Source organism: Psychrosphaera sp., from assembly GCF_982872775.1.
Window position 1 is genome coordinate 30,012 of the sequence record NZ_CEYNSH010000012.1, and the last position, 13,417, is coordinate 43,428.

General features: G+C 43.3%; 17 protein-coding genes. 13 read left to right on the top strand and 4 right to left on the bottom strand.

The genetic code is table 11. The annotated features are described in order from the left end of the window. The first annotated feature begins 25 nt into the window (after positions 1 to 25). From gspH to AC4E96_RS05365, 11 genes are all read left to right on the top strand, one after another. Complete coding sequence (gene gspH, locus AC4E96_RS05315; RefSeq protein ID WP_488033362.1) at positions 26 to 610, top strand: type II secretion system minor pseudopilin GspH; 585 nt, start codon at positions 26 to 28, stop codon at positions 608 to 610. Continuing rightward, positions 610 to 993 (top strand): type II secretion system minor pseudopilin GspI, encoded by a 384-nt coding sequence (gene gspI, locus AC4E96_RS05320; RefSeq protein ID WP_488033363.1) that lies wholly within the window; start codon positions 610 to 612, stop codon positions 991 to 993. Before gspH ends, gspI begins: the two co-directional genes overlap by 1 nt. After that, a complete protein-coding gene (gene gspJ / locus AC4E96_RS05325) occupies positions 993 to 1,796 on the top strand; it encodes a type II secretion system minor pseudopilin GspJ (protein ID WP_490255119.1) in 804 nt (267 codons plus the stop codon). The genes gspI and gspJ overlap by 1 nt, the downstream gene beginning before the upstream one ends. Next, complete coding sequence (gspK, locus tag AC4E96_RS05330) at positions 1,796 to 2,821, top strand: type II secretion system minor pseudopilin GspK (RefSeq protein ID WP_490255120.1); 1,026 nt, start codon at positions 1,796 to 1,798, stop codon at positions 2,819 to 2,821. The genes gspJ and gspK overlap by 1 nt, the downstream gene beginning before the upstream one ends. Continuing rightward, a complete protein-coding gene (gene gspL / locus AC4E96_RS05335) occupies positions 2,778 to 4,082 on the top strand; it encodes a type II secretion system protein GspL (RefSeq protein ID WP_490255121.1) in 1,305 nt (434 codons plus the stop codon). The genes gspK and gspL overlap by 44 nt, the downstream gene beginning before the upstream one ends. Beyond that, positions 4,082 to 4,594 carry a type II secretion system protein M gene (locus AC4E96_RS05340; RefSeq protein ID WP_488033367.1) on the top strand — a complete coding sequence of 171 codons (513 nt, stop codon included), beginning with the start codon at positions 4,082 to 4,084 and terminating at the stop codon, positions 4,592 to 4,594. The genes gspL and AC4E96_RS05340 overlap by 1 nt, the downstream gene beginning before the upstream one ends. Next, a complete protein-coding gene (locus AC4E96_RS05345; RefSeq protein ID WP_490255122.1) occupies positions 4,594 to 5,355 on the top strand; it encodes a type II secretion system protein N in 762 nt (253 codons plus the stop codon). Before AC4E96_RS05340 ends, AC4E96_RS05345 begins: the two co-directional genes overlap by 1 nt. A 90-nt stretch (positions 5,356 to 5,445) precedes the next feature. After that, positions 5,446 to 6,723: a glucose-1-phosphate adenylyltransferase gene (gene glgC / locus AC4E96_RS05350; protein ID WP_490255123.1), complete on the top strand. Its 1,278-nt coding sequence runs from the start codon at positions 5,446 to 5,448 to the stop codon at positions 6,721 to 6,723. A gap of 153 nt (positions 6,724 to 6,876) precedes the next feature. Then, positions 6,877 to 7,452, top strand: coding sequence for a DUF2878 domain-containing protein (locus AC4E96_RS05355; protein WP_490255124.1), 576 nt, complete (start codon positions 6,877 to 6,879; stop codon positions 7,450 to 7,452). Continuing rightward, positions 7,437 to 8,018 carry a chalcone isomerase family protein gene (locus AC4E96_RS05360; RefSeq protein ID WP_490255125.1) on the top strand — a complete coding sequence of 194 codons (582 nt, stop codon included), beginning with the start codon at positions 7,437 to 7,439 and terminating at the stop codon, positions 8,016 to 8,018. The genes AC4E96_RS05355 and AC4E96_RS05360 overlap by 16 nt, the downstream gene beginning before the upstream one ends. Positions 8,019 to 8,048: 30 nt before the next feature. Then, on the top strand, positions 8,049 to 8,648 hold the full coding sequence (locus tag AC4E96_RS05365; RefSeq protein ID WP_490255126.1) for a DUF3833 domain-containing protein: 600 nt from the start codon (positions 8,049 to 8,051) through the stop codon (positions 8,646 to 8,648). Between the two features lie 104 nt (positions 8,649 to 8,752). Here the strand turns inward: AC4E96_RS05365 and yrfG are convergent, their stop codons facing one another. Next, on the bottom strand, positions 8,753 to 9,412 hold the full coding sequence (yrfG, locus tag AC4E96_RS05370; RefSeq protein ID WP_490255127.1) for a GMP/IMP nucleotidase: 660 nt from the start codon (positions 9,410 to 9,412) through the stop codon (positions 8,753 to 8,755). A gap of 62 nt (positions 9,413 to 9,474) precedes the next feature. Between yrfG and nudE the strand changes: the two genes are divergently transcribed. Both nudE and cysQ read left to right on the top strand, forming a co-directional pair. Further along, on the top strand, positions 9,475 to 10,059 hold the full coding sequence (gene nudE / locus AC4E96_RS05375) for an ADP compounds hydrolase NudE (protein ID WP_490255128.1): 585 nt from the start codon (positions 9,475 to 9,477) through the stop codon (positions 10,057 to 10,059). A 263-nt stretch (positions 10,060 to 10,322) separates the two neighbouring features. Then, positions 10,323 to 11,153, top strand: a complete 831-nt coding sequence (cysQ, locus tag AC4E96_RS05380) for a 3'(2'),5'-bisphosphate nucleotidase CysQ (RefSeq protein WP_490255129.1) — start codon at positions 10,323 to 10,325, stop codon at positions 11,151 to 11,153. Here the strand turns inward: cysQ and AC4E96_RS05385 are convergent. The 3 genes from AC4E96_RS05385 to ctlX all read right to left on the bottom strand — a co-directional run bounded on the left by AC4E96_RS05385 (position 11,150) and on the right by ctlX (position 13,416). Then, entirely contained in the window at positions 11,150 to 11,368 is a 219-nt protein-coding gene (locus AC4E96_RS05385) for a YheU family protein (protein ID WP_488033376.1), read from the bottom strand. The genes cysQ and AC4E96_RS05385 overlap by 4 nt on opposite strands. Continuing rightward, the gene (locus AC4E96_RS05390) at positions 11,365 to 12,366 is read right to left on the bottom strand and encodes a hydrolase (RefSeq protein ID WP_488033377.1); all 1,002 of its coding nucleotides are present in this window, start codon (positions 12,364 to 12,366) and stop codon (positions 11,365 to 11,367) included. The genes AC4E96_RS05385 and AC4E96_RS05390 overlap by 4 nt, the downstream gene beginning before the upstream one ends. A 132-nt stretch (positions 12,367 to 12,498) precedes the next feature. Then, positions 12,499 to 13,416 (bottom strand): citrulline utilization hydrolase CtlX, encoded by a 918-nt coding sequence (gene ctlX, locus AC4E96_RS05395; protein WP_490255130.1) that lies wholly within the window; start codon positions 13,414 to 13,416, stop codon positions 12,499 to 12,501. Position 13,417: the final 1 nt, after the last annotated feature.

Consider the following 13,417-nt stretch of genomic DNA (forward strand, 5'->3'; position numbering starts at 1 on the left):
TCATTATCCAATGGAATCGTCGCTTGTGAAAAAGCCCCAAGGCTTTACGTTGATAGAACTGTTACTGGTAATTGTCATTATCGGATATCTGGTCTCACTTGTGCGATTCCCAAGCCTATCAAAATCGCCTTTTGATGAAGTCGAAACTCAAGCTACTAAACTCACCGCCCTAATTAATCTAGCGTCTGAGCAAGCCTTGATCCATAACGTTCAAATGGGCTTGGCCGTGAGTGAAAATCAATACGCTTTTTTGGCGTTTGTGGATGGCAAATGGCAACCGATTCAAGAACCACCTTTCAAAACAGAACCGCTTCCGGAGTTTGTTACCCTAAATTTAGAACTTGATGGTCTTGAGTGGAGTGAAGACAACCTGATCAGTAGTATCGACATGATTGATGAGGAGCGATTAGAAGAGCTAGCCGAGCTCCCAGAAGAAGAGCGGCTATTGGCTTCTCCGCAGATTTTTATTTTATCCTCAGGTGAGTTATCTCCATTTGATATCACGGTCGCGTATGACGACTTTGATACGCAGGTCGAGTTTTTAGTTCGTGGTAAGTTTACCGCGCCCGTGTCTGTCTACGACCCTCAACAAATTGAGGAGTTGGACTGATGTTGAAGCCAAAAGGCTTTACCTTAATCGAGTTGTTGTTGGCCTTAGCGATTTTTGCTTATGCCAGTGCGTCCATATTAAAAATGGTTGGTCAGTCAGCGAACAACACGTCGATGTTAGAAAAAATGACCTTTGCTTCTTGGGTGGCAGACAATCGCATCACAGAAATGCGTCAAGAAACAACGTGGCCGCCAAAAGACAACCACAAAGGGGAAGTCGAAATGGGCGGTGTAACTTGGTACTGGCGACAAGTTGTAACGGAAACGGCCGATCCTCGTATGCGAGCCGTCAAGATACGAGTGTTTGAAACCGTCGACGGAGAAAACAGTACCTACGATTTAGAAACTTATGTGGTGCAGAGAAAAGTGAGGAGTCGCAGCTGATGTCTCGTTTTTCTTTTTTTACTAAAACCAATGAAGCCAAACTTAAGTCTTCACACACTGGCTTTTCAAAGATTCGTTTAAGCACAAAACAAAAAGGCTTTACTTTAATCGAGCTACTTTTGTCCTTAGCCATTTTTGGCATGTTGGGAATGGCGACGTACAGCGTGTTAAACAACACGATTAAGGGTAAAGAGGTCATTGAGTCGCAATCCCAAAATCTTGTTAGTTTACAACGCGGCATGATGTTTATCGAAAACGATTTTCGTCAGCTCGCGCAGCGCAAGGTAAGAGTGCAGGGCGAAGAGCCGGCAGACAAATTCTTTATCGCGGAGCCTTATTTATTTGATTCAGAAGAGTTGGGGTTTGCGTTTGTGAGAGATGGTTGGACAAACCCGGCGATGATGCTTCCAAGAAGTGAGATGCAGGTCGTTATTTATCGATTAAGAGAACAAGTACTCGAGCGTCTTTATTTTAATTACGTGGACGCGGATGTTGGTACAGAGCCGAGGGTACAACCTATTTTGACTGGTGTTTCAGAGCTAGAGCTTAGTTATGCCTTTGACAACGCATCACAAATTGAATGGGAAGAAGAGATTGAAGACAACAAGCTTCCCAAATTAATAAAGCTTCGTTTTATCAGTGAAGCATTTGGCCAAATTGAACGTGTCTTTGAGACGATCGAAGTGACAGGAAATGTTGCACAACCTGCACCAGGCGCAGGCCAACCAAACAGCCCTAATAGCCCAAATCAACCACCGGATGGCAACAATTCAACGCCGCTTAACCAAAGGGACTCGGGCTAATGCAGGCTAGCTTAAAACGCCAGCAAGGCGTCGCCCTAATTTCTGTAATGCTGATAATAGCGCTGTGTGTCGTTATTGCAGCGCAAATTAGTAATACACAACGAATGAGTATCAGTCGTTCACAAAACTTATTTGAACGTCAGCAAGCCTTTCACTATGCCAAAGGAGCCGAAGCGTTTGTTGGAGTGTTAATTACAGAAGCAATAAAAGAGAGCGATGGTGTTGTGCATTTAGGCCAACCTTGGGCAATGGAAGGGATGAGTTTTCCGGTTGATGGAGGTTTGATTGAAGGCCAAGTGTCGGATTTGTCGAGTTGCTTCAATGTTAATGCGCTTTGGCAGCCGAATATGTCAGACGAACTGCAACAGCAGCGTCGTCAGCTTTTTGTGAAGTTACTCGAAAAGCTCGATATCCAAGCAGACATCAGTCACCCAGATTTAGCCAACAACATTTACGATTGGATTGACCCAGATGACTACGCGACAGAAGCCGTTGGCTATGATGGTGATATGTACACTTCACTTGAGTATCCGTATTTGAGTGCCAACAGCGCCATCGCCCATGAAAACGAATTACGAGTCATTTATGGCTTTGACCCCATCGTCATGAACGAACTAAAAGACCATGTATGTGCCATCCCACAATTTCATGGTTTGATGATAAACGTTAATACCATCAAGGCTGAAAAGCCCGAGTTATTGATGGTCATGCTAGACATTGATGACCAAAAAGCCGCTGAAATTATTGGCGCTCGTCCTGAGGAAGGATTTGAGAATCTAGACGATTTTTGGGCCTTAGAAGAGGTCGCCACGATTACGAATATTGCCAACGTAGATAAAAGCTATTTTACGGTGACAAGTAACTTCTTTAAACTAATTACTAACGCATCATACAACGACGTTAAATTCGCCTTAACCAGTGTTATTCAAGTAAATGAAAACCGCGAATCATGGGTTATTGGACGTCGATTTGGAGGGGAAATTGAGCGAGAAGCTGATCCTGAGGATGAGCAGCCAGACGAATAAAGCGATACCTTGGCTTGTTTGGTCTGATAATAACAACGAAGTTATTATGTCCGGTGAAATCGCTGGGCAACATGAGCTGTCATCGATTACTCAATATGCAAAAGGTCGTCAGGTTACTGTTGTTGCTAACAGTGCTGATGTGCGCCTGATCAAACATCAATTAGAGCTAAAGCCTAATCGCCAGTTGTTGAACGCGCTGCCATTCATGCTCGAAGACGAGTTAGCAGAGGACATCGACAAGTTACACTTTACTGTCGAAAGCACCGGGTTTGATAAGACAACTCAAAAGCATTTTGCCAATGTCGCTATCATCAGCAAACGTGTTTTGGCCTCTTGGTTAGATGTACTGACAAGCAATGACATTAGTATTGTCAAAGTCATTCCAGAGGTGTTGTGTTTACCTGTCATTGACTGGCAAACACAAAATCACACTGACAAGAGTGAAGAGGCGGAATCTGAAGATTCAAATAGCTCCCCTCAGAAAGTCCAAATTATGGCATTAGCGGATGGTTTCTTGTGCCGTGAAGGGCAATGGCAAGGCGCGTTTGTTGAACAAGCCTGGTTGTCTTTATATCTTCAGCAAAAAACCGACACAGAGTTCTTGAGCTATACGCCAGCACCAAACGAGTTAGTAACCGCGGCCGCAGAACCAGAGCGTGGAATCAAGCTAACGCCACAAGATCCTGAATTACCTATGCTGATATTGGCAAAGGGCGCTAACCAGCAAAAGTGGAATTTGTTACAAGGTGAGTTTGCCCCTAAAAAGCAAATTAGTAAAACCTGGTTGTTGTGGCGTCCAGTGGTCGTGCTAGGTGTGTTCTTATTGATTATTAGCTTTGTTCTTAAAATTGCTAACTGGCAACAAAAAGAACATCAACTACAAGTCGCAAAAGCAGAATTGGCTGAGGCGTATAAGTCGGCCTTTCCAAAAGAAAAGCTCCGCATCAATTTGTTGCGTCGTCAGTTACAAAACAAAGTCAAAGCCTTAGGCAGCTCGGCTGGCGGTAGTCAGTTTGATTTCTTGCCCGTTATGGAAAAGCTGACTCCTATATTTAAACGTTATGAAAAGGTTAGCGTTGAGAATATTCGCTTTGATGGTAAACGCAGTGAGTTACGCCTAGAAGTGATGGCTCCGTCTTTCCAAGAGTTTGAACGCTATCGCGTTGCTTTATCTGAGTTGGGCTTTGACGTAAAACAAGGCGCGGTTAAAAATGAAGGCGACGTTGTGACGGGTTCCTTTAGTATTCAAGGAGGTCAGTAATGAGTGGTCTTCAAGCGGTTATTCAAAAAAATAAAGATAAAGCCATGGCGTTTTATCAATCTAAGTCAGAAAGTGAACAACGCTTAATTGGTTTACTGCTCGTCAGTTTCGTCCTGTTTGTCATTGTTAGTAGTTATCTGACGGTAACAAAAGGGCTTGCTGAAACGGACAAAAAGCTACAACGCCAGTTGGACTTAAATGCATGGGCCAATCAACAAATAGAGTTGATTCAAAGTGCTTCTCAAGGCACCAGTCGAGGCCAAGCTTCAGGCTCTATGACGCAAGTTATTAATACAACAGCCAGACGTTTTTCTATTAAGCTGGCACGGCTGCAGCCACAGCAAGCTAATTATGTAAAAGTCGGTCTTGAGGATGTGAATTTCAATCAGCTGATGCGTTGGCTTGCATTGTTGCAAAATACCTACGGTATCACGGCTGCTAATATTGATATTTCGCAAACTGATACTGATGGCATTGTCAGAGTAAGACGTTTGGATCTGGAGCGTATTTAATGTCTGCACGTAAGTTATGGTTATTGTTTTTTGTCGCCTTCGTTATTTGTTTAGTAGCACTGATTCCAGTATCAATGTTGACTAAAGTAGTGACACCACCGCCGGGAGTTGCTTACAAAAACTTAACGGGCACCTTGTGGAAGGGTAAGGCAAGTCAGGTTCAAGTCGATGATGTTGTTCTATCAAAAGTTCAATGGTCGCTGAGCTTTTGGCCACTCGTTATCGGTAAAGCTGACCTTGAGATAAAGTTTGGCAACGCTCGAGATAACAATGAAGTCAGCGGTAAGGGACACCTCAGTCTAGGGGTGAGTAGCGTTTCTGCACAAGACTTAGTTGTTAGGCTTCCGGCACAATACGTTAAGCCATTACTCCCTATTCCTCTTGGTAAAGTAGGCGGCAGAGTGATCTTGGAAATTGATGAATTTAGCAATAGTACCGAATTCGTCCAGAACCCAAGTGCCCCTTTGTGTCAGTCACTTAAAGGTGATTTGATGTGGACAAAATCGGAAGTAGTCTTTAACAACCCAATCAGAATGGGCACGATTCAGTCTAAGTTGAATTGTGAAGATGAAGTCTTACTCGCAAACTTTGATGGTAGTAACGAACTTGGACTTGAAGGCATCGCCAAAATCGAATCTGCGCAAGCGTTTAACTTTGACGGTTTTGTGAAGCCACAGCCTCAACTACCAACGGAAGTGCATCAAGGCATTGCAATGTTTTCTAAATTAGACTCACAAGGTCGTTACCCTATTAAACTTTAATAAAAATAGTGCGCAAAGGCCTTTTTATTCTGAGTGATCGTGTTCTATTCTAGAAGCTGGTAAAACGACCATGCACAAGGATTGGAACCGATGACGCTCCCACAGGAAAGATATGTAAGTGCGCTAACCAAAGACACCATGGCTCTTGTTCTCGCAGGAGGCCGTGGTAGCCGCTTAGAAGAATTAACGGCATGGCGGGCCAAGCCGTCGGTTTACTTCGGTGGCAAGTTCAGGATCATCGACTTTCCACTCTCTAATTGTGTTAATTCAGGCATCCGTAAAATTGGCGTATTAACTCAATATAAAGCCCATTCCCTTATAAGACATCTCATCAATGGTTGGAGCCACTTCAAACGCGAATTTGGTGAAACCGTAGAAATCATGCCAGCATCCCAGCGCTATTCAGAAAACTGGTATTTGGGCACTGCTGACGCGATTTATCAAAATATCGATATTATCCGCGGCATGCGCTGCAAATATATTGTCATTTTGTCCGGCGATCACATTTATAAAATGGACTACGGTCCAATGGTTGCGCAGCATGTAGAACGTGGTGCAGATATGACGGTGTCTTGTATTGAAACGTCAGTAGAAGAGGCAGCCGGCGCGTTCGGAGTGATGCAAGTGGACGAGAATAACCGTGTTCTGGATTTTTGTGAAAAACCCGAAAGCCCCGCGTGTTTACCTAACGATCCGAACAAAACCTTAGCGTCCATGGGCAACTATGTGTTCGATACCGAATTTTTATTAGAATTAGTGGAACGCGATGCCCAAGCCACCGATTCGAGTCATGATTTTGGCCGAGACATTATTCCTTCTATCATTGCCGATCACAAAGTATTCGCCCATAAGTTTGTCGCGCCCAATCCTGCCGAGCCTGCCTATTGGCGCGATGTAGGTACGTTAGACTCGTTTTGGGAGGCGAATATGGAAATGATCGCCACAACGCCTGCACTTAACCTGTACGACTCGTCTTGGCCGATTTGGACTTATCAGTCGCAATTGCCTTCTGCCAAGTTTGTTTTTGATGATGATGAAAAGTGTGGAATGGCTGTTGAGTCAGTTGTCTCTGCTGGTTGTATTATTTCTGGTGCCAAAGTAAAACGCAGTTTGTTGTTTTCTAACGTTCGCGTTGAAGTATTTAGCCATGTTGAAGACGCCGTTGTATTGCCTAATGTGACGATTTCTAAAGGTTGCCGTATTTATCGTGCAATCTTAGATCGCGGTTGCGTTATTCCGGAAGGAATGACTATTGGCGTTGATCACGAACAAGACCGAAAAAATGGGTTTAGGGTGACAGACAAAGGCGTGGTTCTTGTCACTCGAACGATGCTTGGCATGGCTCATGGTTACTCTTTTGAAGAATAACGTTGGTAAGCGTTGATAGACCCTCTAAGCATTGAGTTTGTCCTTTGTGTGTAAAAAGTTAATACAGCAAGTTCGTTGCGGTGAACTATAGTAAAAGATAAGACGTAATTCTTGTGTCTACTCAGACAATTAAACAGCGACGGGAGCAACTCAGTGATCCTCAACTTTATCTTTTTTCAAATAATCTGGTTTGGCTGTATCGTCTTAGGAAATGTCTTCCTACCCGTTGCACTCGTTTTAATTCTCATTCACTTTAATCACATGGACAGTACCGAGCACGATAGTCATATCATGATATTGGCTGGCGCCGTTGGCTTTGCACTCGATTCTACTCTTATGCATTTGGGTGTGATGACATTCGAAAGTGGCTTGGTGTCAGAATTCTTCATTCCGCCTTGGTTGATCATGTTGTGGATTGCGTTTGCTATGACCCTAAATCATAGCTTGTATTATTTTCAAGAGAAGCCGCTCTTTGCCTTTATCGGTGGCGCGATTTCCGGGCCGTTGAGTTATCTTGCAGGCGAGCGTCTTGGGGCGGTTCAGTTTGGCTACGATACGTTAACGACAGCGATTATCTTTGCTTGTTTATGGGGACCACTGTTTTTGGCCCTCACTCAATATATGCGGTCGATGAATGAAGCCATGTACGGAAAACCACATTTAGTAGTCAAAAAGAGTAAAACTAATCATCCCATAGCCGCCGAGGAGTCATCATGCTTACAAAAATAGCGCCCAAGCTTTCTTCTTTAGTTTGTTGCAGTTTTTTGTTGGTAAGTTTAGCGGTGAAGTCTGAATCACCCGTGATGTCCTACACCGTTGACGACGACAGCACAACACTCTCTACTTCGACCCAAACTGAGCTAAAGAGAGTAGGGATGGCGGAGTTTAGCTATTTGTTTTGGGACGTTTACGATAGTTATTTGTTTAATCATTCAGGCAAAATAGACGCAAATTATGCTTGGTACGAACAGGCACCACTGATTCTAGAAATCCGTTACAAAAGAGATATCAAAGCCGACGATTTAATCGAGAGTACAATTGAGCAGTGGCAGCACCTAGGACTTAGCGAAGATAAATATCAAGAGTATGTACCTTGGCTGAAGTCGGTATGGCCCGATTTGAAAGACGGAGACCGTTTGGCCTTGTTAGTTCAAGACGGTTACTCGGTATTTTTCTACAACAAAGAAGAAATAGCCCGACAAGATGACCCTTACTTCTCGCGTATATTTTTAGATATTTGGTTATCGACTGATACAAGCGAGCCAAAGTTACGTAAAAAGCTATTAGGTATGTAAGTTAACTTTTTAGCGTCAAGGAATCGGATCATGATTCAGCCATTTTCTACTAATTTTTTCAAAGGGTTATTGGTTTTGGCCACTAGCGTAACATTGGCCTCATGCAGTACCAATGTAGAAGAATATGAAGGCACCTCACCTAAGTTTGAGTTGGACCGTTATTTTGACGGTGATGTTATTGCCTGGGGGATGGTTCAAGACTACACAGATAAAGTCACAAGGCGGTTTTGTGTGGAAATGACAGGTACTTGGAAGTCCAATGATGACAATAGCAAAACAGGAGTGTTAGACGAGTGGTTTTACTACGCCGATGGCGAGAAAGACCAACGCATTTGGACTTTAACGAAATCACCAAAGGGTATCTATTCAGGCACTGCAAATGATGTAGAAGGACAGGCCAATGGAGAAGCAAAAGGGTTTGGGTTTCAATGGCAGTACACGCTCAATCTCACCATCGATGATACAGACTATCAGTTCTTTTTGGATGACTGGATGTATCAATTAGATGAATTTCGAATGATGAACAAAACCGAAATGAAAAAGTTTGGTATTACGGTCGCAAACATCACGATATTTTTTGATAAACAAAAGCCCCTTCGCAGTTGTCAAAATACAAAGCAGGGTGCGTAGTGAAGAGCGTCGACTCTAGGCGGTAAAGCGTTTTCTGTATCAAAACTTGTGGCGGCCCTATTAGTTTAAGCATTATTACTCAAGTGCCGCCTTTATCGACGGTGCTATTCGATATCGTTAATCAAATTGCGATAATCAGTCACGTTAACAAAGCCATCTAACGGAACCGCTCGCTTTTTACTATCTGGGTTGGCGACCGCCAGCAGATGTTTGATCCCGTACTTTTTAGCCGACTGTAAAACGCGCATTGAATCGTCGACAAATAAGGTTGTGCTTGGGTCAAAGTTCAAGTGTTCTTGTAATTGCTCCCACAGTCTCTGGCTTTCTTTACACTCACCAAATTGATGACAAGAGATCAACTCATCAATGTGCGCATCTAACTGGGTTCTTTCGACTTTTAAACTTAACGAGTCCGGGTGAGCATTAGTGACCAATACTACTTTTTTGCCAGCGCGCTTTAATGCCTCCAAAAATGGTAGCGTGTCTTCTCGAAGTTGGATGAGGTGTTGAATTTCTCGTTTCAGTTCGACTATAGGTAAATCTAGAGCGCGCTGCCAATAATCCAAGCAGTACCATTCTAATTGGCCGATGACTTCGTCATTCTTTTCTTTTAACAGCTGACGAGCTTGTTCTAGAGGAATATTGTGTTTGGCTGAATACGCTTTTGGTGTGTGTTCTAACCAAAAGTGATTGTCAAAATGCAGGTCTAATAAAGTCCCGTCCATATCCAATAAAACAGTGTCGATTTTGGTCCAATTAAGCATAGATTTCTTAGTAAGAGTCGTTATAGTTAGTACTGTGGTAACGATTCTAGCAGAAGGTGTTTATGTCAGGAAAACAAAAAGAGGAAACGCAACGCGAATGGGACGATCATACGTTGCCGACGATTCATGATTCGACGATAGTTGCCCAAAGTCGACTATTTAAAGTTGAACAAATTGACTTAGAGTTTTCCAATGGCGAACAACGTGTTTATGAGCGAATGAAAGGTTCAGGCCGAGGCGCGGTCATGGTTGTTCCATGCCTAAATGAAAAGGAAATTATGTTGGTACGAGAGTATGCCGCTGGCACTCATACTTACGAGCTTGGTTTTCCAAAAGGCCTTATCGATCCCAATGAATCACCAGAGCAAGCCGCAAACCGTGAGCTGAAAGAAGAAATTGGCTTTGGTGCTCGAAATCTAATTAAACTAAAAACGCTTTTAACGGCACCGACGTATTCCTCAGCAAAAATGCACATTTTTATTGCAACTGACTTGTATGCCGAATCACTCGAAGGCGACGAACCAGAACCATTAGAACAAGTTGTTTGGCAGTGGAGTGAATACGAGTCCTTAATGGACCATCCAGATTTTAATGAATCGCGCAGCGTGTCTGCATTGTTAATGGCGAAGTCACTACTTTCAAAATAGCTATAATTCAAAAGAATTACTAACCACAGCACTCCGTATTCTCAATACACAAGGTGCTGCCAACTCAAAGTATTCGCAAAATAAATAGGACTCTGAAGGTAGAAGTTAGCGCCAGAGTTCACGCTTCTAACAAAGTGCGTTCTGGTCGCTTCTTTTTATGTTCATTTAATCGTCAATCAGCCAGCCCAAACGTATTAAATATGGGCGATCGCTCAAGTTTTCAGCTATCCTAATAGAGTTCAAATGGGGTTCGGGAGGCGAAAGTGAATCGTGATTTAAAAGAGTTAGCAACGCAAGCGAGATTAATCGCAGAGCAGGCGGGGCATGCGATTCTTGAATACTTTTCTGACCGAGATTTTGAACAGTTCAGTAAGTCTGACGAATCCCCGGTTACCAGTGCTGACTTCGCAGCGAATGATGTCGTTATTCAAGCATTACAAAAACTAACTCCCGATATACCTATTATGTCTGAAGAGTCAGAAGGCTTAAGGTTAAGTGACCGCGAAGCATGGTCTGAGTATTGGCTGGTGGATCCATTAGATGGCACGCAAGAGTTTGTTGCTGGACGTCCGGATTTTGCGGTAAACATTGCACTTATTCAAAACAACCAGCCCGTGTTGGGGGTGATCCACGCGCCAGTAACCGAAGAGTTTTATTGGGCCGCAAAGGGCGAAGGTGCCTACAAGATGAAAAAAGGCAAACAAACTAAGTTAGAGGGCAACCACATTGATCCGTCAAAGCCTCATTTAGTTGTCGCCATTAGCCGGGTTCAAACCCTAGAAACCATCACCAAATACATCAAACCGGGTATTAGCCTGCAGTTTATTTCACTGGGTAGTTGTGCACTTAAGTCATGTTTGGTCGCAGAGGGTAAAGCCGATGTTTACATTCGTGTAGGGCCTACCGGAGAATGGGATACTGGGGCACCACAAATCATTGTTGAAGAGGCGGGTGGCTTGATAATTGATTCTGAGTTTGAAGCCTTGAGTTATAACAAGAGAGAGTCATTTATGAACCCAGACTTCTTCGTTGGTGCCGATAAAGAGCTCGATTGGTCGACCGTGATCATTCCTCACGGCTCTAGAAGAGACTAACCGCTAAACGCCTCTTTTCGCATTAAATTAACGGTTTCATGTAGTTCTGAGTATACCAATACGATTTCTTCAGACTTTAGCTGGTTATATAATTGTTCCTTTTTGGTCTCTAAAGACACTTCTTCAACGCCATAGTCTGTGCCTTCGCGCATGATAAAGGACTCAATAATACCATCTAGCGCATCCTTACTGACATCCTGCCAAGGTATGATCATAGCTCACCTCGTTGAGACTGAAGTTCTTTAATGTATTCAATGCTGCGATGTTCAGTCCAAAACACAGGCTTGAACGGATTGTTTCCTGAAATAAAACCGACGTGCCCGCCACCTTCACTCAGTTCTAATATTACGTTTGGTGACAGCATGTCTTCGCTAGGAATGACCTCAGGTGACATGAATGGGTCATCTTTGGCGTGAATGATCAGCGTTGGCGTTTTGACTGTCTTTAAAAAGCGGTTAGCACTACAGGTTTGATAATATTCATTTGCATTAGCAAAGCCATTAATTGGTGCCGTGATAGCTTCGTCAAATTCGGTCAATACTTTGATTTTTTCCAATCCTTCCTCATCAATATCAACAGGAAAGCGGTCTTGCATCAAAGAGAGTTTTAATTTGGTCTTGTTTCTTAGTTTATCAACTAAATACTTTTGATAGATTTTTGCAAAGCCATTGCCAATGGCTTTGGCACAAATACCAAGGTCAAGTGGCGCAGAAACCACCACCGCCCCATTCAAAAATGAAAGGTCTTGCTCGCCTACGTACTTTGCCAACATATTCCCACCAAGTGAGAAGCCAATCGCGTACAAAGGGTTTTGAGGAAACTTGCGTTTGATGTACTGAATAAGCTCAAAGACGTCTTCGGTTTGGCCTGAGTGGTAGCTTTTGGCCTGACGGTTTGGCTTTTTACCACAACCTCTAAATTGCATTAATAGTGCAGTCCAGCCTTGTTGATGAACGGCATTCATCATGCGCTTGGCATAAAAGCTATCGATAGATCCTTCAAGGCCATGCAGTATTAACACAATAGGCGCTTGCTCTTGTATATAGGCGGGGGAGCGGCTCCACACCAGCTCGATAAAGTCGCCATCAGATAAGTTAAATTCTTGCTCAAATGGACGAAATGACTCTGGCACTGAATAAAAGCGCGGAACTATGGTTTGCAAGTGACGATTATTGAGCCACCAAGCGGGCTTAAACTTCGAATCTACTATCATGCTGACCTCATACTACTACCTCTTCATGAGGGCTCTTAATTTTATTGCAAAGCATTAGGTCAGTGCAACCTAATTACGTCGGACAGTATACGCAATGACACTGTCCTTAGTTTACCTTTGTTCAAAATAGTCTTATCTTTTTGGTAAGTGAATACCCGCTAACATGCAGCGTATTGAACCGCCGGCATATTCCAAAGCAGATACATCAAGAGGTAAAAGTGTGACGCTGTCGCTGATCAACTCTTTTTGTGTTTCCGTCAAGGCGCCAAAAGCAGTTTGAGAAATCGCTAAGTATCGGCGGTCTGTTCCTTGAAGCTCTAACGCATTTCCGGCAAATTGATTGATTTGCGCTTCTGTTAGAGAAATGATGGTTTTACCACTTGCAGTTAGGCTATTTAATACACGGCCTCGTTGCTCTGTATCACGGATCATCTCATCACCAATTAATACATAATCACTACCTACACACATAAGAACGTTTGTGTGATAGACAGGAGTGCCATGCTCATCAGCAGCATCAAATAAAATAGGTGTGTAATTTACTTGATGACAGAACTGCTCAAAAACAACTTCACTGCATCGGTGTGAACGAACGGCATACGCTATTTGATCCACATGGTCCAAAACCATCGCTCCTGTACCCTCTAAAAACAGTGCTTGCTTTTCATAGGGTGAATAATCAATAACCTGGCTTACCATGTACTCTGATTTAATGTGTTCAATGATGTCATTACGACGCTCAAGTCGACGGTTCTCAGGGTACATGGCGTAAATACAAAGAGCGCCATTGGCATGAGTCGAAAACCAATTATTTGGAAAAACAGAATCTGGCGTGAGAGTTCCTTCGTCCTCAAACAATAAAACATCTATACCTTTTGATTTTATGATTTCGGCTGCGCTAGTAACTTGTTGAAAAGCTAATTGAGCAATATCACCTGGTGAGTCTGGTGATTGTTGAAACGCATTGTCCCCAGCGGTTTGTGGATTAGAAACAAAGTGGTGTGGGCGAACCATCACAACCGTACTAGGTGCTTGAGCTGTGTAGGACATT

Bases quoted from the DNA above. Each gene is read 5' to 3' on its own strand.
- gspI (WP_488033363.1), top strand. From the start codon at position 610: ATGTTGAAGCCAAAAGGCTTTACCTTAATCGAGTTGTTGTTGGCCTTA.
- gspJ (WP_490255119.1), top strand. From the start codon at position 993: ATGTCTCGTTTTTCTTTTTTTACTAAAACCAATGAAGCCAAACTTAAG.
- gspK (WP_490255120.1), top strand. From the start codon at position 1,796: ATGCAGGCTAGCTTAAAACGCCAGCAAGGCGTCGCCCTAATTTCTGTA.
- AC4E96_RS05340 (WP_488033367.1), top strand. From the start codon at position 4,082: ATGAGTGGTCTTCAAGCGGTTATTCAAAAAAATAAAGATAAAGCCATG.
- AC4E96_RS05345 (WP_490255122.1), top strand. From the start codon at position 4,594: ATGTCTGCACGTAAGTTATGGTTATTGTTTTTTGTCGCCTTCGTTATT.
- glgC (WP_490255123.1), top strand. From the start codon at position 5,446: ATGACGCTCCCACAGGAAAGATATGTAAGTGCGCTAACCAAAGACACC.
- AC4E96_RS05360 (WP_490255125.1), top strand. From the start codon at position 7,437: ATGCTTACAAAAATAGCGCCCAAGCTTTCTTCTTTAGTTTGTTGCAGT.
- AC4E96_RS05365 (WP_490255126.1), top strand. From the start codon at position 8,049: ATGATTCAGCCATTTTCTACTAATTTTTTCAAAGGGTTATTGGTTTTG.
- yrfG (WP_490255127.1), bottom strand. From the start codon at position 9,412: ATGCTTAATTGGACCAAAATCGACACTGTTTTATTGGATATGGACGGG.
- nudE (WP_490255128.1), top strand. From the start codon at position 9,475: ATGTCAGGAAAACAAAAAGAGGAAACGCAACGCGAATGGGACGATCAT.
- AC4E96_RS05385 (WP_488033376.1), bottom strand. From the start codon at position 11,368: ATGATCATACCTTGGCAGGATGTCAGTAAGGATGCGCTAGATGGTATT.
- AC4E96_RS05390 (WP_488033377.1), bottom strand. From the start codon at position 12,366: ATGATAGTAGATTCGAAGTTTAAGCCCGCTTGGTGGCTCAATAATCGT.
- ctlX (WP_490255130.1), bottom strand. From the start codon at position 13,416: ATGTCCTACACAGCTCAAGCACCTAGTACGGTTGTGATGGTTCGCCCA.